Below are 19,638 nucleotides of genomic sequence, written 5' to 3'. Positions count from 1 at the left end.
TAATTACTGAATTTTTATGATAACTAATAACAATGATTCACTTAGCTAACACTAGATTCCGGAAATAGGCATCATTAAACCTCGCAGCTATTTTCCAAAAGTCAAAATTTATAAAAAGGCTACTTCTATATTTGTAGAACTTACGCAAAGCCCCCCTTTTTAAGGGGGGTTGGGGGGATCTTAACGGTGAAAATACCTATTTTTTGGTTGCGGTTACGTAAATCCTATATTTTTTCAGCAATCCCTATATAAAATTCGCTCGTTTACAATCAAATTTCTGGGAGAGAGACTTAGCAGTGCTACGTCTCTACATTAGACATCTCCGGAAAACATTTCTATGGTTTCAAATTACACGCAAACCTAACCCCCCTACCCCCCTACCCTATGAGGGAATGGGGGTTTTTTAAGCCTCTCTCCCAGTGGGGGAGAGGTTTGGAGAGGGGTATTTTTCATTTCCGGAGATGTCTATTATTTAATAAATCTCCAAATCTTTGATTAAAACCGAAAATTCCCTGCAAACCACCCGTGTGAATTACCACAATCGTACTACCATCTTTAAAGTTACCTTTTTCAATTTCATTCCATACCCCATAAAATAGTTTACCTGTATAAATTGGGTCAATTTGTAACTTAAATTTTTCATAAAAATCATTGATAAAATCAATTAATTCTTGATTCCATTTTGTATAGCCACCAAAATGATAATCTGTTACTAGCTGCCAATTATCATATTTTTTCCCTACAGATTGCCATATCAAGCTGTTAATTTCATCTTTAAGAAAATCACCCTTCAGCGCCGGAAATACCTTCAAGGCAGACATTCGGGCTAAACCAACAACTAACCCAGCCGCAGTACCACCCGTACCGCTACTTACACAAAAATAATCCGGTAAATCATCATCAAGCTGTTCGCGTACTTCTGCAACTATCTCTGCACAACCTTTAACCGCTAAAGCGTTGCTTCCACCTTCGGGTATTACATAACACTTTCCCAATTCATTCTGTAACCGTGCGGCTATTTCCGCTTTTTCTTCCCGATATTCTTTTCTTCCCACAAAAACCAACTTCATTCCTTGCTGTTGAGCTAAATGCAAAGTTGGATTTAACGGCTTTACTAATTCACCTCGAATTACACCAATCGTCTCAAACCCAAACATTTTACCTGCTGCTGCCGTCGCTGCAATATGATTGGAATAAGCTCCACCGAAAGTAAGTAAACGTTTTTGTTGTTGCTCTCGTGCTGCTGCTAAATTGTATTTTAATTTACGCCATTTATTCCCAGAAACTTGTGGGTGAATCAAATCATCGCGTTTAACAAATAGACGTATTTTATGTTGTATTAATAATTCATCTTGAATAAGCTGTAGTGGGCTTGGTTGATTTAGCATAAATTAAATTTATAATCTTGTGGGATAAGCATCCTTGCCCGTCCGATTTTTCATAAATCCTAAACAAACAAATTTGCGATTCACCACCTGCATTCGATGGTGCGTTACGGCTTAACTAACCTATCGTTTTACCCGGTATCATTTCGTGCCGTAACACACTAGGCTGTTGACTTTGATGGACTTCTTACGCTTTTTATTCATACAACTTTTATGTCGGTCAAAATCGTAACAGACTTCCCTCACCCCGCCTCCGGCACCCCTCTCCAGGAGAAGGGGAGAGGGATTTGTGATGAACTTTTAGACTGAAAAAAGGTACAAAGTTAACAGCCTAGTAACACACCCTACACAAAATTTAATCCAACTCTTACCTTTTCAAAAACTTCTGTCGCATCCGACTGACAAAAAGATTCACTTCGGGCAAATTCATCGTTGAAGCAATAATTCCGAAAACTGCTAATCCGACAAAACCAGATATTGATAATTGCAAAAGCTGAATTAAAAAATTGTCTGAAGTTAAAAGCTGTTGAATACCTAAAGAAGTTGCATAACTAGCCGCACCTGCTACTACACTACCAGCAGTTAATCCTAATATTGGTAAACCCCATTCTACGAGAGGTAAACCGTTTAATTTGCGGTTGAGTATGAATAACAGCATCAACGTTGAACTGCAATTTACTCCTACAGTTGCTAACACTAAACCCGGTGCGCCAAAATCAAAAACTTTAATAAATAGAAAGTCAAATAAAGCATTAAGAAAAATATTGATCATACTAATGCGAAACGGAGTATCCCCATCACCCAAAGCGTAAAATACCCGTACCAAAACATCGCGCCCTAAATACACAAACATCCCGATGCCGTTGACAACTAATAAAGAAGCAACCAATTTTGTATCTTCTGGATCGAAAGCACCGCGTTGATAGACTATCTTGACAATTAAAGGGGCTATTGCCACTATCAAAGCACCCAAAGGCAGCATGGTAAAAGCCGAAAGCAACAATCCCTGACGGATGCGTAATTTTAAATCCCCCCAATTTTGCTCCCCTGCTAGTCGGGCAAATATCGGTAGCAGCGGAACCAAAATTACCCCAGAAATAATTCCTAAAGGTGTTTGTACTAACAATCCAGCATTGGCTAAAGCGGGTGCAACCTTAGTACTAATAAATGAAGCGAAAAATAAATCGGTATAAAGGTTAATTTGCAGCATACCAGAAGAAAAGGTTGCAGGCCCCATTATTTTCAGGACTTCTTTCACTGCTGGTTGATTAAAGTCGAATCGCAATCGAATTCTGCCCATACCCGCTTTTGTTTGGGCTGCTAACTGTACAAACCACTGCAACAGCGCCCCCGCTAAAGTTCCCCCAGCTAAAACAGTTCCCCCCAACATCGCATATTCCGGAGCGCTGATTTCGCTACCAATTTGCCAATAAAGAATACCCACAGCAACCACAACCGCAGCGCTGGAAAACAAAGGGCTGATAGAAGGAAGCCAATATACATTAGCAGCATTCAGCACGCCAAAACCAATACCAATCAAACCCGCCAAAACCGCCATCGGAGCCATCACCCGCAATTGACGGATAGCAATTTCTCTAACTAACTCCTTACCCGGCTCCAGCAAACCCGGTGCAAAAATATCAATAAATAAAGGCGCAGCAACTACTAAAATAATCGAAACAACAAGGAGTATTCCACCAATCAGCGTCATAATCGTTTCTACTAACGGCGCTGCTTCCTCCTTATCGCGTTTAGCTAAAACGCTGACTACAGCAGTGTAAAAAGGGCCATTAATACCGCCCAGTAATATCAGTAGAAACCCTGGAATAGTATAAGCATATTGAAACCCCGCAAAAGCAGGCCCCAAACCAAAAGCGGCAGACATAACCAACTGCCGCACCAAACCAAAAACCTTGCTGATTAAAGTAGCAGCGGCAACAATACCCGCAATTCCAGCAAACGAACGAGACGGTTTATCCTGTTGTTTTGTCACAAATAATACCCGACAATACTCTAACGAAAGATAACTGAAAGTATTTAACCAGAAATTCAGTTAGTAGTCAGGGAAAATTTGACTAATTAATTATTGGTAATGGGTAATGGGTAATGGGCATGGGGGATTGGGAATAGTTAGGAGTTAGGAATAATTTTCTACCCCCTCTCTCCCCATCTCCCCATCTCCCCATCTCCCCATCTCCCCATCTCCCTACCTACATCCAAGACTATACCGCGTCTCCACTCCAGTTTCCGGATTCACTCCCTCAGCGCGATCGCACATCAATTTCACCTGATAGCGATCGATGATAGCATTTGTAAAATCGGCTCCGGTAATATCAGCATCAAAAAAGCGGGTGCGGCTCATTGTTGCTTGTGTAAAGTTGGCGTTTTTCAGGTTGGCATTATCCAGCGTTACCTGATCTACCAAAGCATTTGTAAAATTTGCACCTTCTAAATTGGCTCCTAATAAATTGCCTTTGGTAAACATCGCGTTTGTTAAGTTAGCACCTTGAAAATTCGTTCCCCGCATTTCGGCAGCAATAAAGTTGACTCCAATCAATTCTTTATTGGAGAAATCGCGGTTTTCTAAATTTGTACTGCTGTAATTAATCGTGTCTATTTGAGCAAAAGCTGGATGAGCATCTAGTAGTACCCACAACCAAGCCAAACATAAAACGAACAGCAAACTTAAAAAGCGAAAAAGGATTTTTTTCATAATCTTTCAATTTGGTTAGTAGATATTGGTTATTAGAACAACTACAGGAATGACCGCAACCGCAACCAAAAAGTAGGCATTCCCAACTCTAAGATCCCCCCAACCCCCCGATGAATTGGGGGGCTTTGCGTAAGTCCTAAACTAATAACTAACAACTATTTCCAATCTTTCCCAATACGTATTGTTAGGTCAGATTCTATATCGCCAGTGGCAGATACATCAATATGATTGATCCCTAAAATTTGCTGTAATTCTTGTGCTGCTTGTTTATCACCTTTTTGGACTATGATTTCAGATTTTGCTCGTTCGTCCGCCCAGTTGGGTATTTCGTAAACTTTTGTGAAGCCTTGTTTTTTGAGAATTTCGATAACTTTTTGAGTTTGTTCGGGTCGATTATCTGTATTTTGAACGGCAATTCTAAGAACGGTAAGCGGATTGTTACTTTGCCTGAGACTAGCTAGGTTTACTCCGGCGTAATCGGAAAGTAAGTTACCTTTGCCGGTCAAATTCAACCAGTAACTGTCGGGATCTGCACTCAAACGGCTGAAAATTCCCGGTAACATAGTCATTTGAAAATTGTCTTTATCCACTTTTAGAGTGAAGTTGACTAAAGCCATCATTTCTTCCAGTTTCAAGTTGGTGTCAAAGTATTTCCGCATAACGCGGGTTAACTGCGGTAAGCGAGGTAATACTTTGGGACTCCAAAGACGCTCGCGCAAGGCTAACAACATTGTTTGCTGTCGCTGGACTCTTTCTAAATCTCCGGAACCCTCTTCGCGGTAACGAGCAAATTGCTGTGCTTGTTCGCCGTTGAGAGTTTGCCAGCCACCCACTAAATCAATTGATAGGTTTTGAGCGGAATCTTTGTACTGCATGGACTTAGGTACAAATACTTCTACTCCTCCCAACTGATCTACTAATTGCTGCATTCCAGCGGTTGAAATACGAATATAGCGGTGAATCGGCGCATTACTTAAACTACGACTTACCACCCGCGCAGCTAAAACCGGGCCACCAAATGCGTTCGCTTGAGATACCTTGTTTAATCCCTCTTCGGGAATTGAGATCATCGTACCCTTGGGAATCGAAAGTACCCGAACGGTTTTATCTTCGGGATTAAATCTCACCAGCAACATGGTATCGCTGGTTCCAGCAAAACTTTCCGGCGAACCTTCAACCGTACCGGGTACGGGTTCGATTCCCAAAACCAAAATATTCATTGGTTTTTTAAGCTGGTATTGCGAAATATTACTCCACAAAGCACCAGGTAACGGCGCATCGTCAGCATCTATTGGCGACCATCCCAACTCCGAATCACTTTTTTCAATGCCACTCCATAACGGAGTCCAAAGCGCTAAACTTGATACCAGTAAGCCCGATAAAGTAATCCCCATTACAACCGTGAGAATCCAGAACAGCCATCTGGGCATTGCCAAGCCCAGCCGATAATACAGCTGACTGGGAATAGAACCCGTTTTTTGACTATTTTTTGGCTCAAAATTGAGTATTTGACCATCTATAGAAGCTTGACTTTCTAAATCTTGCTCCTGCTCGTAAATATTCTGATTTTCCCAAGTTTCTATTTGTTTAACCACAACTCACTCCCCACTAACCAATCCCTAAACGTAAAATGTAATTTTAATTTAAGCCAAAAATATTGCTACTTTAAAAGCCCACTGTACACTTGAAGTGTCGTAAATTAGGTTTGTAAGACAACATGACTAGTCGATTCTTCCCCGTAATTCTTGCAGGTGGTAAAGGCGAACGTTTTTGGCCTCTTTCTCGACGAACCCGACCCAAACAATTTTTAAATCTTGATGGCACCTCTCGAAGCTTAATGCAAGCTACTGCTGACAGGCTGCTACCGCTGACTGATGGTTGGCATGACCTATGGGTGATAACTTCTAGTCTCATAGCAGAAGGCGTGAGAGAGCAATTACCAGAATTGCCTGAAGCTAACTTGCTTGTAGAACCACAAGGAAGAGATACGGCAGCTGCGGTTGCCTGGGCCAGTTTGGAAATTAAAAAGCGTTATGGTGAAGACGCTATTATTGGCTTTTTCCCTGCCGATCACTGGATTGCCGACCAAGAGGCATTTGCAAATACATTAAGTGCAGCAGTAGAATTAGCGGCACAAAATCCGGCGATTGTAACTTTGGGGATCAAACCAACATTTCCATCAACAGGCTACGGCTACATAGAACAAGGTGAGAAATTTGGTAGCTTTAACAACTTGCCAGCCTATCACATTAACCGCTTTACTGAAAAGCCCGACCGCGACACGGCAGAAACTTTTTTACAAACGGGACGCTTTAGCTGGAACAGCGGAATGTTCTTTTTTAGAGCAGGAGTTGTTATTAAAGAACTATATACTTATGCTCCAGAAATCATCGAACCCATAGAAAAAAATGGTCCCGAAATTTATCCCAAACTTCCTAAACTAAGCGTAGACTATGCCTTAATGGAAAAGACCAATCTAGCATACGTCTTACCAGTAGAATTTGGCTGGGACGATTTAGGAGACTGGAACGCCATTGAAAGGCTGCTCAAAAAAGAAAAAGAACCAAATGTCGAATTAGCTACTCATGTAGGATTAGACACCACAGGAGCCATTCTTTACGCCAGCGATAAAGATGATCTAATTGTTACTATTGGGTTGGAAGATGTAGTCGTCGTTCGCGACAAAAATGTCACCCTAATTGTCAAAAAAGAACGCACCCAAGAAATTAAGCAGGTACTAAAACATTTACAGTCCGATTCCCGCTTTACCGAACTACTTTAACGTAACTATAAAGTAACTATGTCTTAAGGATTATTTATCAGGCATTGGGTAGCGGTGAAATACAAAAATTCACCATACCCAATCGCCCAAAATCTACAACCTGCGGACCTAAAATCAATATATAGAAACAAAACCTCAAACCCTTGACAGAAGCGTAAAGCCCCTAATTCCTACTAGTATAACTATTCAGTCAATTTTCAGGGGCATGGGGCATTGGGCATTGGGCATTGGGGATTGGATAAGTAAGGAGGGTGAAGAGGGGGAGAGGGGGTAGAAAATAATTACCTACAGTTCTTTATTACTTCCAACTTACTACTCTTAACTCATAACTCATAATTCATAACTCATAACTCATAACTATTCCCAATGCCCCATGCCCTATGCCCTATTTATAATTATTAAAAATGTTTCTAACCCAAACCGTTCCTCGTCAAAGAGAAATTATTGAAGTTTTATTCCGCAATGGCTGGGATTATATGCGACGGCTGATTACTCTTGGTAAAGCCGATGAACCCCAGTTACCTCCTCCTGCGGTGTTAAAAAATATTTTGGTAGATTTGGGTCCAGTTTATATTAAGCTCGGCCAACTGCTTTCTACTCGTCCGGATTTGCTGAGTGCTTCGTATATTGACGAACTTTCAAGTCTACAAGATGATGTCCCTCCGGTTCCTTGGGCTGATGTCGAAATACTCATTCGCAAGCAGTTGAAAAGTCCTTTAGAAGAAAGTTTTTCTACGATTAATCCGGTACCTGTAGCAGCAGGTTCTATTGCTCAAACACATAAAGCTATTCTTGTCAACGGTCAGGAAGTGGCGATGAAGGTGCAGCGTCCGGGAATTGGTCTGATTGTTGACCAAGATATTGCTTTAATTCAAGGTATCGCCGAATTAGTCGCTCGTACTGACTTTGGACAAGTAAATGATATAAAGGCGATCGCCGATGAATTTTGTACTGCATTAAAGGCAGAATTAGATTTTACGCGAGAAGCTGGTTTTACCGATCAGCTACGACGCAATTTATCTGAAGGTACCTGGTTCGATCCTAAAGATATAGTAGTTGCCAAAATCTACTGGGAATTAACCTCGCCAAAATTAATGGTGATGGAATGGCTTGATGGTGCGCCCATTTTATCGGCAACTATACCCAACGAGACTAATAAAGATACGAATCAGGAAACAGAACGTCAAAGAGTTACCAGTTTGTTATTTGCTGTTTTCTGTCAGCAATTATATGTAGACGGTTTCTTTCATGCAGATCCCCATCCCGGCAACATATTTTATCTTAATGACGGTCGCGTCGCCTTGTTAGACTGCGGTATGGTAGGAAGACTCGATCCCCGCACCCAACAAATATTGATCGAAATGTTGCTCGCGATCGTGGATTTAGATGCTCCCAGGTGCGCTCAGTTGACTCTACAGCTATCAGGTGCATCCAAGCCGGTGGATATGTCGCGTCTGGAAGGTGATTTTGACCGGATGCTGCGAAAATATTTCAATCTCAGCTTGGCTCAACTTAATTTTTCTGAGATTGTTTACGAAGTTTTTCAAGTTGCTCGCAACAACAATATCCGCTTACCCAGCAACATGGGATTGTACGCTAAAACTATTGCCAATTTAGAAGGATTAGCTAGAGGATTCAACCCAGAAATAAATTTTATCGAAGAAATCAAACCTTTTTTAACAGACTTATTCCGCAAACAGCTAGTTGGGGATTCACCAGTCCGTTCCCTTTTGAGAACAGCATTGGATTTAAAAAGTCTTTCCTTACAATTCCCCCGTCAAATAGAATACTTATTAGAGCAAGTATCAACAGAAACCTTCCAGTGGAATATAACTATCAAAGGTTTAGACGGTTTGCGACGCACCACAGACGATGCAGCCAATCGATTATCTTTTAGCGTCTTAGTAGGTTCGCTGATCATGGGTGCAGCAATTATTTCCACCAACGCACAAACCGCCCAGCTATCTTTAATTAGCAATATCCTGTTTGCTGCTGCAAGTTTATTAGGATTGTGGTTGATTTTTAGTATTTTGCGCTCCGGAAGATTGCGGTAATCAGTTAGGAGTTAGGAGTTAGGAGTTAGGAGTTAGGAGTTAGGAGTTAATAATTAAATTTCTACCCCCTCTCCCCCCTCTTCCCCATACCCATTTTCATTTTTCCCTAAAACCTTTAATCTGGTATATTATGCATCGTTTGAAATAAGATATATGTCTATCATCATTGCTCAGGATTTGAGCAAAGTTTATCCAGTCGCTATTAAGGAACCGGGTATTAAAGGTACAGTTTCTCATTTCTTTCGCCGCAAGTACCGGGAAATTAAGGCTGTTAATAATGTTTCTTTTGAAATTGCACCCGGTGAGGTGGTTGGTTTTCTGGGGGCAAACGGTGCGGGAAAAACTACTACTCTCAAAATGCTGACTGGGTTGATTCATCCGAGTAGCGGTAATATACGAGTTGCAGGAAATATTCCGTTTAGTCGTAAAGAAGCTTTTTTGCAGCAAATTACGCTGGTAATGGGACAAAAACAGCAGTTGTTATGGGATTTACCGGCTCTGGATTCTCTCAAAATTAATGCTGCTGTTTACAGTATTCCCGATAAAGAATTTCGGACACGAGTGGGAGAGTTAACCGAAATGCTTTCACTTGAAGACAAACTTACTCAACCCGTGCGGAAAATGTCTTTGGGAGAGCGGATGAAAGCTGAACTATTAGCGGCGCTTTTGCATCGTCCCCAGGTATTATTTTTAGATGAACCGACTTTAGGTTTGGATGTCAACGCTCAAGTTAATGTGCGGGATTTTCTGCGCGAATACAATCAGCGCTATCAAGCCACGGTTTTGTTAACTAGTCACTACATGGCCGATATTACAGCTTTGTGTAAACGAGTGCTGTTGATTCATCAAGGACAATTAATGTATGACGGCAGTTTAGATGGACTTTTGGAAAAATTTGCGCCTTATCGAGTAGTTAATGTAGAGTTAGCGCAAGCCGTAGACACAGTTACATTAGAGACATTTGGTGAAGTTAAAGCGCATGACGGACGAATGGTTGGTTTTATGATTCCTCAAGAGAAGCTAACTAGTACGGTATCGCGTATTTTGACTGAGTTAGAAGTAGTCGATCTAACAGTTACAGAGCCACCTGTTGAAGAAGTAATTGGGAAAGTTTTTCAAGCGGGAGGGGTTGGTAGTTAGCAGTTATCAATTTCTACTTCTTCGGGTTTGATTTTTAGGCTTTCGGCTTTGCCATGCTCAATCTCTATTAGAATTTTGGTTAAATCCAAACAATTTATAAAACCGTCACCATTGCTTTGTATAGCATCAACTGGAACACGCCTGCCAGTAACGTCAAATTCGTACTGGAATTTAATTATTTTCTTTTCCATCTAAAAACATACCTAGTTTGAATTACAACCATAACAATGTAGTACGTTATAATCAGTAATGTTTCTTAGGAGTAAAGGTAAGTAAATCCCCTCAAACTTTTTGATCATAACAAATAGTTATAACTGTATGTATGATCTAAACCTACCTACATCAAATCCGCTTATTATGATGTAAGCTTCTTAGCGACTCATCTGTAATTTATTAGAAGCTAGTTTTTTGAAATATTTCTGCGCCTGTTTGGTATAAACATGCATCCCAACTCACCATTTCAATTCGCGATCGCACTCCTCAATCGGTGTTGCCAATCCTTCTCGAATAGATTCTCGCATTCCTGGAACTGACAGATCATATTTTAAACAAGATTAATACACTTGGTCATGTGTTCCGATATCAAGCAGAACGATAACTTCACTCTCCGTTTCAACATCTTGCTCAATTGAGAAAACAATCCGACAGTCGTAGCCACAAGAACACGATTGAAAGCCGTCAAGCTTGCCACTCAACTTATGCGTACCCAGACTTGCGGTAAATACATCTGTTTCCATTTGCACAAGCGTATCTTCAATACGTTGCTGGAGATTAGCATTTCCTTTAACAAACTTACGAAATGCTCTTTTAAATTTTGGGGTTGAAACCAGCAATCTCATGCTTCTGAGTCGTTTAAGGACTGACGTAATTCTGCAATAATACTTTTGGCTGATTGAGGTTGATAATTACCAGCATGAAAATCAGCCAAAGTTTTTTGAGCATCCTCTGCAATTTCTGCTCGACGGCTTTCATGGTGCCGATTTTGCAGAATTTTTATCAGCATTTCTTGCTGCTCGTATGACAATTGCAAAGCGCTTTCTAGCACTTGATTTAGAGTATTCATAAAATTAGGTTATCAGCTTTGAGGTTGTAAAAGCTTATATCGTTTAATAAATTTTAACGCTAAGCACAAATTCTACAAATATCTTTGCTGAAAATACCAATTAAGACATCAAAGCAAGATTTACTCAAAATCACCTAAATACCTATTCAGACGGTCGCCTTTTATTTCTTCAAGTAGATTTATGATTTATTATGACAAGCTAAATTAACAAATATTATTATTTAATCTCATCTTTGTAATATGCAGTTAAAGCTGAAAAACAAACTTGTAAAACAGGAGGTTAAAGCCGCATTAGCTGTGGAACCCTATGAATCTGCGGAGCTTGTCGGCTTAGTTTATGTCAGCGATGCGACTCCGGGTATCAAGCGTCAGCGCAAGGGTAAGGGATTTTGTTATTACGATGCGGAAGGTAATAAAATCTGTTGTGAAGATGAATTAGAAAGAATCAAAGCCCTTGTCATACCTCCTGCTTGGGATCAAGTTTGGATTTGTACCGATGAGAGAGGACATTTACAGGCTACGGGAAGGGATGAAAAGGGACGCAAGCAATATAGATATCACGCACATTGGCGGAAAATCCGTTCTCAAACTAAGTTTAATCGTACAATTGCTTTTGGTTTGGCTTTACCAAAAATTCGGAAACAGGTACAAAAAGATTTAAGGAAACACGGTTTACCTAAAGAAAAAGTTTTAGCGGCTACCGTAAAACTTTTGGAAACTACAAAAATTCGCGTTGGTAACGAGCAGTATGCCCAGAAAAATAAGTCTTTCGGCTTAACGACAATGAAACAGCGTCACGTTGATATTTCCGGTTCGCAATTGCGATTTAAGTTTCGTGGTAAAAGTGGTGTAAACCATGATATTGAGCTAAGTAATCGCCGTTTGGCAAAGATTGTGAAGCGAATTCAAGAATTACCCGGACAAGAATTATTTCAATTTATTGATGATGACAATAAGCGTCAGTCAATTAATTCTGGCGATGTCAATGATTATCTTAAAGAAATTACCGATTTAGATTTTACAGCGAAAGATTTTCGTACTTGGTTTGGAACGGTATTGGCAGCAGAAGAATTACATGAAATGGGCGAATTTGAATCAGAAAAACAAGCCAAAAAAAATATTGTTCAAGCAATTAAAAATGTAGCCCAGGAATTAGGAAATCGTCCTGCAACTTGCCGTAAATATTACGTTCACCCAGGAATTTTAGCAGCATATGAAGACGGTTCGTTATTTCCCGTAATTGAAAAAGTCTGTCAAGCTGATACTGATAAATCAAAATTGCGTCCTGTAGAACAAGCCGTATTAAATATTTTAGAACAGTATTTATTACAGCAAGTTGAACAATAATGGTTTATTATTTGTATGAATAGGCAACGGAGAACAAGATAAAATTGAATAATTATTTATATTTTATCTCCTTCATATTATAGATTTATTTGTGAATGCAAAAGTTTAATGTAAACATAACTTGATTAAATCAGTGACCAATAAACAATTATCAATGAAGAACTGATAACTGATAACTGATAACTGCTAACTGATAACTGATAACTGGTAACTGAAAAATGGATAACTTAAATCTTGATGTAAATACAGATTTGCTCAAAGCAATTCAAGGACACGCGGACGGTGTATCATTTGAAGGTAAAGGATTAAAATTTAATGACATTCGCCTTGATGAAATTGAATTAAAAACTGACGATATTGATATCAATCCTCTCAAAGTCCTCTTAGGTGAAGTCGAATTAGATCATCCAATAAATATTCAAAGTCGAATTGTAGTAACAGAAGTTGATCTCAATGAAGCTTTAAAATTAGATTTTGTTCGCAATATATTATATGAGTTTTTAACATTCCATACTGAAACAAGTATTGTTAGTATTTATCCTAAAAATATCCAATTCCGTTTACCTGGAAATAGTAAAATTATTATTGAAGGGGAAATAATATTAGATTCAGGTTTGGAAAAGAAACCTTTAGGCTTGAAAGCCGATGTACGCTTAGAATCTTTAGACAAGCCAATTATACTTGATGGCTTTAAATGCAATACTCCTGAAGGAATTGAATTAGAAATTATGGTTGCATTAATAGATAAAATTCATAAGTTGCGAAAATTGCCTTATTTTGAGTTAAAAGACACTACATTACGGATTAATCGTTTAAAAGTGCAACAAGGTAGTATACTATTGCACTCACAAATCAATCTTCAACAAATACCCGATAATATACCCTTAAAGTCGTAAATTTGATTAGATGCTTATATGACTGCGGTATGATGTTAGATTTTACAGAAGTTATTATTATAAGCTAATCAATATATTCCATATCTAGAACTATTAATTATGCAACAATATGATGTTGTAATTATCGGTGCGGGACATAACGGATTAGTCTGTGCTGCTTATTTATTAAAAGCTGGGTATAGTGTTGCGTTGTTAGAAAAGCGCTCGATACCCGGTGGTGCGGCTACCACTGAGGAACTTTTACCCAAGGAAGCGCCTGGATTCAAATTTAATTTGTGTGCGATCGACCATGAATTTATTCACCTCGGCCCTGTCGTTGAAGAATTAGAATTAGAAAAATACGGATTGGAATATTTATATTGCGATCCAGTTGTATTTTGTCCCCATCCAGACGGAAAGTATTTCTTAGGACATAAGTCTTTAGATAAAACCTGTGCGGAAATCGCTCGTTACTCTCAACGCGATGCTGTTAAATATAAGGAATTTACAGAATATTGGCAGCGGGCTTTGGGTGCAATGATTCCGATGTTCAACGCACCACCGAAGTCAATTTTAGATATTGCTGGTAACTACAACATTACTAAAATTAAAGATTTATTTTCGGTAATAGGTTCGGTAGACAAAACGCTGGACTTTATACGTAATATGTTAACCAGCGGCGAGGATATTCTTAACGAATGGTTTGATTCGGAATTCCTCAAAGCACCATTAGCCAGACTTTGCGCTGAATTAGGTGCGCCACCTTCACAAAAAACCTTGGCGATCGGTGCGATAATGATGGCGATGCGTCACAATCCAGGCATGGCAAGACCTCGCGGTGGTACTGGTGCATTAACCCAAGCTTTAGTTAATTTAGTCACAAGTAAAGGTGGCGTTATTTTAACCGAGCAGCACGTAGAAAAAATATTGATTGATAACGGTAAAGCTGTGGGTGTTCGCGTTGCGGGTGGTAAAGAATATCGTGCAAAAGAAGCGGTAATTTCTAACATTGATGCGAAACGAGTATTCATGCAAATGGTGGATAAAAGCGATTCAGATGCAGCCGATCCAGACTTGCATGAAAGGTTAAAGCGTCGTATTGTTAATAATAACGAAACTATCCTCAAAATTGACTTGGCGTTAAACGAACCGCTACGTTTTGAACACCACGAACACAAAGACGAATATTTAGTTGGTTCAATATTAATTGCCGATTCAGTTACTCATGTAGAACAAGCTCATAGTTTGTGTACTTTGGGTCAAATTCCCGATGCCGATCCTTCAATGTATGCAGTTTTACCCAGCTATCGCGACCCCAGTTTAGCACCTCCAGGAAAGCATACTTTGTGGATTGAATTTTTTGCTCCTTATCAAATCAAAGATGCTGAAGGTACGGGTTTAAATGGTACTGGTTGGACTGATGAATTGAAAAACAAAGTAGCAGATAGAGTTATAGATAAACTAGCAGATTACGCACCAAACGTAAAAAATGCAACTATTGCTCGCGCTGTAGAAAGTCCTGCCGAATTAGGTGAAAGATTGGGTGCTTATAAGGGGAATTACTATCATGTTGATATGACATTAGACCAGATGATTTTCTTCCGTCCCCTACCCGAAATTGCCAATTATAAAACACCAATTGAAGACCTGTATTTAACAGGTGCGGGAACCCATCCAGGTGGTTCAATTTCCGGAATGCCGGGACGTAATTGTGCAAGAGTATTTTTGCAGAATAAGCAACCCATGCAGCAGAGTTTGAAGGATGCGAAAGAAGCGATTTCGTCTACCTTCGAGTCGATGTTTAAGAAGCAAGGTTAAAGGTCAAAGGTAAGTAATTGTAGGTTGGGTTAGACACGAATATTAATTTTAATTCATAAATATAATTTTTATTCATCGTGTCGTAACCCAACATTACGGTTGTGAAAAATAATATTATCCGCAATTTGCAGTAGTAATTGTAGGTTGGGTTAGACACGAATATTAATTTTAAGTAATAAATATAATTTTGATTCATCGTGTCGTAACCCAACATTAGGATTGTAAAAAAACAAAATGCCATGCTGGGTTACGGCGTAACTTTATTTTCATTTTAAAACCATAATTATAAGTGCGCCTAACCCAACCTAGTAACTACTAACTTTGTTTTTGTAGTCCCACTTTTCAAGGGTGGGGCATCCTCCTATCGGCTAAATAATGTCATCCTCACTACAGATGACAAAGTATATATAAAACTGATGCAATATATGTAGCGTAGCTAATGCACGAACATGACACAACGGGTTTTAATTTTAGGTGGAAGAGGACGCATCGGTAGTAGTGTTGCCCGAGATATTGCTAAGCATACGCAAGCGGAAATCACTGTTACCGGACGCACGGCTGTAAAAAAGGGACATGATACGTCTAAACAATACCTTGCTTTAGATTTAGCGGAAACTGGAAAATTGCGCGAAGCTATTGCTAATTCCGATATTGTGGTTCATTGTGCTGGCCCTTTTCACTACCGAGATACTACCGTTTTACAAATCTGCATTGAACAAGGTGTTAACTATTTAGATGTTAGCGACCATCGCTCCTATACTAGTAAAGTATTAACGCTTCACGAACAAGCTGTTGAAAAAGGTGTGACGGCAGTAATTAACACGGGTATTTTTCCCGGTATTTCTAATAGTATGGTGCGTCAGTGCGTCGAACAATTTGATCAAGCACAAGAAATACATTTAAGTTATGTTGTAGCGAGTTCAGGTGGGGCTGGGGTAACGGTAATGCGAACTACATTTTTAGGTTTGCAAAATCCCTTTGAAGCATTGATAAATGGTAAGTGGGAAACGGTGAAACCCTACACGCAAAGAGAAGCTGTTACTTTTCCTCAACCCTACGGAAAAAACGGGGTTTACTGGTTCGATATGCCGGAAACATTTACTTTACCTAAAGCTTTTCCTACAGTTAAAAGTGTAATTACGAAATTCGGTTCGGTTCCCGATTTTTACAATCATTTAACCTGGATAGCGGCAAATGTATTTCCTAAATCTTGGATTCAAAATCCCGGTGGTGTAGAATTTCTAGCTCAAGTTAGTCATAAAATGACTGATGTTACCGATCGCTTGAGTGGAATCGGTGTAGCAATTCGCTCGGAAGTTACGGGAATAAAAGACGGGAAAACAGCGGTTTATTGTTCGACTTTAGCCCATGAAAACACTGCAGTAGCTTCTGGTTATGGTACGGGTAGCATAGCTCAATTGTTACTCGAAGGTAAATTAAATAAACCCGGAGTTTACACCGTAGAAGAAGCTTTATCAACCGATTTATTTGAAGAAGCTATGCAAAGTAGAGGAATTGATATTAATAAGCAATGGTTATAGAAATCATTCTTAAGTTTCTTTGTTTATGCATCTTCCGATAGAAGGAACTTGTTCATTAAGAAACGTAGGATACTTTTTAGTTAGATTTAGTTTTAACAAAATGTTAAAACTTAAAAACTTGTTTCTGACTAAATACTATTAAGACAAAAGTTCAAAATCGGAGAAACATATATGCAAAGCTTTGTATCATCTTTTAAACAAATCTTACGTCGCAGTTTTGTTTTAAGCTTAATGCTTTTAATAGCTGCATCGACATTGTTTATTTTTGCACAACAACCTAGTTATGCTTATCCAGCTTCAGAAAGTACAAAACTAACTCCCCAAGAAAAAATTGACCGGGCTTATACTTTTAGCGAAGGTGTTGGACGTAAAGAAGAAATGAAACAAGAATCTTATGAAGAAGCAATAGAGGAATCAGAAGATCCTGAAAAAGCTTACGAAAAAAATACCAAGGTTTATAGGGATGAGCTTAAACCAGCTTTAGTAGAGAAAGCTGAAGAATTAGTTGACAATGTGACCGGAAAATAGTACTTATTTTAATTCGCGAACAATATCGCTTATAGGTAATGAATGACTAGACACACCATCATTCATTACCTATAATAATTTATAATTATAAAAAAGTAATCTTTATGTAAAAAAAACTAATATTACGGTTTATACACTTACGCATTTAAAAAAAAAGTAATATTATCAAAAAGAGTGATAAAAATTATCTCTCTTAAGAGAGATAAATTAAAGATATCTGCTTACTGCATTTTTTCCACAGTTGAATTGGATAGTAGTAACCAGTTAAATTGAAGTAGAGCCAATGCGTTAAGCGAACCTCACCTTTATGTATGGGCGCGTCGTCCTAGCTAGCATTGTACTTGCCTCATTGATACTATTAAATTACTGTCTGGGTGTCTTATGGTTTATTCTGGTTCTGTTCAACATAAGCATACAAACTGCATTTCGAGGTTATTTTCGACAAACCTTAGTAGTTATTTGAAAAAGCGTTTATCTTTGTTTTCTGAAAATTCGGTTGTTTTAATTGTTGATAATGATGCTGATAACTTGCTGTTAACCCAGCAAATAGTTCAGCTGTTGGGCTTTTCTGCGATTACTGCTAAAGATGGTGAAAGTGCTTTAAAAATGATCGAAAAATACCAACCTGCGCTGGTATTGTTAGAAGTGATGTTACCCGAAATAGACGGTATTAATGTTGCTAAATATTTACGCAATAACAAGAATTTTGTTCCTGTTATTGCCCTTACGAGTTTACCTAGCGATATGTTTCGAGATGAAGCTTTGATGGCAGGTTGTAATGGATATATTGAAAAACCTTTTCAAATAGAATATCTGGAAACTGCAATTAAGCAACTTCTGTTTTTACCAACTACGTCATTTATTAATCCGGTAAAGCGTTAGTTTCAATATTACTTCCAATATTTTTGTTATACCAATTCATCAACGGTGTGGCGGTAACTCCATGTAAAAGAGTTGAAACAACAACAGTAGTGTAAGTTATCCAGGCAATTTGTTCGCCTAATTCTCCTTTCAAACCGCTACCAAGAGCATAGGCAAGATAGTATAAAGAACCTACTCCACGAATACCAAACCAGCCGAATAACCAGCGTTTTTGAGGATAAACTTTGTTATTCTCTGGGTTTTTTATAGTACGTTTACCGATTGTACTAATAAAAACTCCTAAAGGTCTAATTAAGAAGAACATTAATAATATCACTGTAATTGACTGAGGCGCAAAATTTACCATTGGTTGATATAACAATATTGTTCCTAACAATAAAATTGTTCCTATTTCGAGAAGCTTTTCAATTTGTTCGATAAATTCTAATTGTGCTAATGGCTTTTCAGGGTCATAATGACTTTTCTGCATAGTTAAACCAGTTACAAATACAGCTAAAAAGCCATAGCCGTTGACAACTTCCGTTAGAGCATAGCTGAGAAAAATTGCACTAAGGGCAATAAAATTTTCCATCAAATTATCAACAGGATGACGTTCTTTAATTTTTTTATCGAGCCAGACAATAGCTTTGGCAACCACAAACCCCATAATAATTCCAGAGCCAATTGCCCAAATTAAATCAACTCCCACCCAATCTTTAATCCAGTTATCCCAATTGTCATCTTTGATTGCATAAAGACCAAAATAAACGAAGGGGAAAGCTAACGCATCATTCAATCCGCCTTCACTAGTTAAACCAAAACGCAACTCATCATTATCCCTTGCATCTTTTAATTGAATAGCAGAGGCTAATACGGGGTCAGTTGGTGCTAAAATTGCTCCTAATAAAATTGCTCCACCCCAATCCATACCTAGAAAAAACTTGCCGACAGCAGCGATGGCAAAAATAGAAATCGGCATCAAAATTCCTATTAGCCTGATGGTAATATCCCAAGCTCTTAACTTTAAAGGACGAGAAATTTTTAAACCGCAACCAAATACAGAAACAATTACGACAAATTCCGTTAACCTTTTGAGCAATTCAGTATTAAATATACCCTCGCGACGCAATTCAACTAAACCAAAACCATAAGGTCCAATCGTAATTCCTACTATCAGATAAATAATAGCATATGAAAAAGGCGATCGCGCAATTACACCCGAACCCAAAGTCACAAACAGTAAGAGTAAACCTACAACAAGTAGATTCAGAATATAAATATCATCAAGAACAAGTAGATTCATAATATAAATATTATTCATATACTTTTTTACTTTTCCTATAACGACATAATTCTGCTAGTTTAAAAGCAGCACAAATAATTCTGTATCCCCCCCAGGTAGACTTAATAAAACAGCTTTCTGTACCAATTGAAAAAATTAAATCCAACCAAAAGTAGTTAAAAATCGTTAGTCTAATAAGATATACATTTTTTTAGTAGCAGCAATGATACAGGTAAAAAGACCAAAAAC

17 protein-coding genes and 1 pseudogene are annotated in these 19,638 nt (G+C 38.6%); 9 read left to right on the top strand and 9 right to left on the bottom strand.

The genetic code is table 11. From position 1 onward, the window contains the following. Positions 1-449: 449 nt before the first annotated feature. The 4 genes from ACM03V_RS17195 to ACM03V_RS17180 form a co-directional block, all read right to left on the bottom strand. Entirely contained in the window at positions 450-1,388 is a 939-nt protein-coding gene (locus ACM03V_RS17195; protein WP_414622014.1) for a 1-aminocyclopropane-1-carboxylate deaminase/D-cysteine desulfhydrase, read from the bottom strand. A gap of 364 nt (positions 1,389-1,752) precedes the next feature. Beyond that, positions 1,753-3,378 (bottom strand): murein biosynthesis integral membrane protein MurJ, encoded by a 1,626-nt coding sequence (murJ, locus tag ACM03V_RS17190; protein ID WP_414622013.1) that lies wholly within the window; start codon positions 3,376-3,378, stop codon positions 1,753-1,755. A gap of 213 nt (positions 3,379-3,591) precedes the next feature. Beyond that, the gene (locus tag ACM03V_RS17185; protein ID WP_414622012.1) at positions 3,592-4,098 is read right to left on the bottom strand and encodes a pentapeptide repeat-containing protein; all 507 of its coding nucleotides are present in this window, start codon (positions 4,096-4,098) and stop codon (positions 3,592-3,594) included. 155 nt (positions 4,099-4,253) lie between these two features. Then, a complete protein-coding gene (locus ACM03V_RS17180) occupies positions 4,254-5,693 on the bottom strand; it encodes an LCP family protein (RefSeq protein WP_414622011.1) in 1,440 nt (479 codons plus the stop codon). Between the two features lie 122 nt (positions 5,694-5,815). Between ACM03V_RS17180 and ACM03V_RS17175 the strand changes: the two genes are divergently transcribed. The 3 genes from ACM03V_RS17175 (at position 5,816) to ACM03V_RS17165 (ending at position 10,074) form a co-directional block, all read left to right on the top strand. Next, positions 5,816-6,880, top strand: a complete 1,065-nt coding sequence (locus tag ACM03V_RS17175; RefSeq protein WP_414622010.1) for a mannose-1-phosphate guanylyltransferase — start codon at positions 5,816-5,818, stop codon at positions 6,878-6,880. 404 nt (positions 6,881-7,284) lie between these two features. Beyond that, positions 7,285-8,934 (top strand): ABC1 kinase family protein, encoded by a 1,650-nt coding sequence (locus ACM03V_RS17170; protein ID WP_414622009.1) that lies wholly within the window; start codon positions 7,285-7,287, stop codon positions 8,932-8,934. 153 nt (positions 8,935-9,087) lie between these two features. Then, positions 9,088-10,074: an ABC transporter ATP-binding protein gene (locus tag ACM03V_RS17165; protein WP_414622008.1), complete on the top strand. Its 987-nt coding sequence runs from the start codon at positions 9,088-9,090 to the stop codon at positions 10,072-10,074. Here the strand turns inward: ACM03V_RS17165 and ACM03V_RS17160 are convergent. From ACM03V_RS17160 to ACM03V_RS17145, 4 genes and pseudogenes are all read right to left on the bottom strand, one after another. Next, the gene (locus ACM03V_RS17160; protein ID WP_414622007.1) at positions 10,071-10,265 is read right to left on the bottom strand and encodes a hypothetical protein; all 195 of its coding nucleotides are present in this window, start codon (positions 10,263-10,265) and stop codon (positions 10,071-10,073) included. The two genes, ACM03V_RS17165 and ACM03V_RS17160, sit on opposite strands and share 4 nt — an antisense overlap. Positions 10,266-10,526: 261 nt before the next feature. Then, positions 10,527-10,616 (bottom strand): annotated as a pseudogene (locus ACM03V_RS17155) (type II toxin-antitoxin system prevent-host-death family antitoxin); the annotation flags it as partial. A gap of 12 nt (positions 10,617-10,628) precedes the next feature. Continuing rightward, positions 10,629-10,913 (bottom strand): type II toxin-antitoxin system YafQ family toxin, encoded by a 285-nt coding sequence (locus tag ACM03V_RS17150; RefSeq protein WP_414622006.1) that lies wholly within the window; start codon positions 10,911-10,913, stop codon positions 10,629-10,631. After that, a complete protein-coding gene (locus tag ACM03V_RS17145; protein ID WP_414622005.1) occupies positions 10,910-11,137 on the bottom strand; it encodes a hypothetical protein in 228 nt (75 codons plus the stop codon). Before ACM03V_RS17145 ends, ACM03V_RS17150 begins: the two co-directional genes overlap by 4 nt. Before the next feature lie 240 nt (positions 11,138-11,377). Here ACM03V_RS17145 and ACM03V_RS17140 point away from each other — a divergent pair, with 240 nt between their 5' ends. From ACM03V_RS17140 to ACM03V_RS17115, 6 genes are all read left to right on the top strand, one after another. After that, on the top strand, positions 11,378-12,484 hold the full coding sequence (locus ACM03V_RS17140) for a DNA topoisomerase IB (protein ID WP_414622004.1): 1,107 nt from the start codon (positions 11,378-11,380) through the stop codon (positions 12,482-12,484). 218 nt (positions 12,485-12,702) lie between these two features. Further along, positions 12,703-13,380 (top strand): DUF2993 domain-containing protein, encoded by a 678-nt coding sequence (locus tag ACM03V_RS17135; RefSeq protein ID WP_414622003.1) that lies wholly within the window; start codon positions 12,703-12,705, stop codon positions 13,378-13,380. 99 nt (positions 13,381-13,479) lie between these two features. Beyond that, entirely contained in the window at positions 13,480-15,177 is a 1,698-nt protein-coding gene (gene crtO, locus ACM03V_RS17130) for a beta-carotene ketolase CrtO (protein ID WP_414622002.1), read from the top strand. Between the two features lie 449 nt (positions 15,178-15,626). Next, positions 15,627-16,718: a saccharopine dehydrogenase family protein gene (locus tag ACM03V_RS17125; RefSeq protein WP_414622001.1), complete on the top strand. Its 1,092-nt coding sequence runs from the start codon at positions 15,627-15,629 to the stop codon at positions 16,716-16,718. 171 nt (positions 16,719-16,889) lie between these two features. Then, entirely contained in the window at positions 16,890-17,246 is a 357-nt protein-coding gene (locus ACM03V_RS17120) for a hypothetical protein (RefSeq protein ID WP_414622000.1), read from the top strand. A 381-nt stretch (positions 17,247-17,627) separates the two neighbouring features. After that, on the top strand, positions 17,628-18,128 hold the full coding sequence (locus tag ACM03V_RS17115; RefSeq protein ID WP_414621999.1) for a response regulator: 501 nt from the start codon (positions 17,628-17,630) through the stop codon (positions 18,126-18,128). On the opposite strand, the gene ACM03V_RS17110 is transcribed toward ACM03V_RS17115, so the two are convergent. Then, positions 18,109-19,428, bottom strand: a complete 1,320-nt coding sequence (locus ACM03V_RS17110; protein WP_414621998.1) for a cation:proton antiporter — start codon at positions 19,426-19,428, stop codon at positions 18,109-18,111. The genes ACM03V_RS17115 and ACM03V_RS17110 overlap by 20 nt on opposite strands. Between the last annotated feature and the right edge of the window lie 210 nt (positions 19,429-19,638).

This window comes from Calothrix sp. CCY 0018 (assembly GCF_963920925.1).
Classification (GTDB): domain Bacteria; phylum Cyanobacteriota; class Cyanobacteriia; order Cyanobacteriales; family Nostocaceae; genus Rivularia.
This window is presented reverse-complemented; position numbering and strand designations above follow the sequence as displayed.

What these genes read in the sequence shown, in the direction of transcription:
- ACM03V_RS17195 (WP_414622014.1), bottom strand. Translation starts at nt 1,388, where the DNA reads ATGCTAAATCAACCAAGCCCACTACAGCTTATTCAAGATGAATTATTA.
- ACM03V_RS17185 (WP_414622012.1), bottom strand. Translation starts at nt 4,098, where the DNA reads ATGAAAAAAATCCTTTTTCGCTTTTTAAGTTTGCTGTTCGTTTTATGT.
- ACM03V_RS17175 (WP_414622010.1), top strand. Translation starts at nt 5,816, where the DNA reads ATGACTAGTCGATTCTTCCCCGTAATTCTTGCAGGTGGTAAAGGCGAA.
- ACM03V_RS17170 (WP_414622009.1), top strand. Translation starts at nt 7,285, where the DNA reads ATGTTTCTAACCCAAACCGTTCCTCGTCAAAGAGAAATTATTGAAGTT.
- ACM03V_RS17165 (WP_414622008.1), top strand. Translation starts at nt 9,088, where the DNA reads ATGTCTATCATCATTGCTCAGGATTTGAGCAAAGTTTATCCAGTCGCT.
- ACM03V_RS17160 (WP_414622007.1), bottom strand. Translation starts at nt 10,265, where the DNA reads ATGGAAAAGAAAATAATTAAATTCCAGTACGAATTTGACGTTACTGGC.
- ACM03V_RS17150 (WP_414622006.1), bottom strand. Translation starts at nt 10,913, where the DNA reads ATGAGATTGCTGGTTTCAACCCCAAAATTTAAAAGAGCATTTCGTAAG.
- ACM03V_RS17145 (WP_414622005.1), bottom strand. Translation starts at nt 11,137, where the DNA reads ATGAATACTCTAAATCAAGTGCTAGAAAGCGCTTTGCAATTGTCATAC.
- ACM03V_RS17140 (WP_414622004.1), top strand. Translation starts at nt 11,378, where the DNA reads ATGCAGTTAAAGCTGAAAAACAAACTTGTAAAACAGGAGGTTAAAGCC.
- ACM03V_RS17135 (WP_414622003.1), top strand. Translation starts at nt 12,703, where the DNA reads ATGGATAACTTAAATCTTGATGTAAATACAGATTTGCTCAAAGCAATT.
- crtO (WP_414622002.1), top strand. Translation starts at nt 13,480, where the DNA reads ATGCAACAATATGATGTTGTAATTATCGGTGCGGGACATAACGGATTA.
- ACM03V_RS17125 (WP_414622001.1), top strand. Translation starts at nt 15,627, where the DNA reads ATGACACAACGGGTTTTAATTTTAGGTGGAAGAGGACGCATCGGTAGT.
- ACM03V_RS17120 (WP_414622000.1), top strand. Translation starts at nt 16,890, where the DNA reads ATGCAAAGCTTTGTATCATCTTTTAAACAAATCTTACGTCGCAGTTTT.
- ACM03V_RS17115 (WP_414621999.1), top strand. Translation starts at nt 17,628, where the DNA reads ATGGTTTATTCTGGTTCTGTTCAACATAAGCATACAAACTGCATTTCG.
- ACM03V_RS17110 (WP_414621998.1), bottom strand. Translation starts at nt 19,428, where the DNA reads ATGAATAATATTTATATTATGAATCTACTTGTTCTTGATGATATTTAT.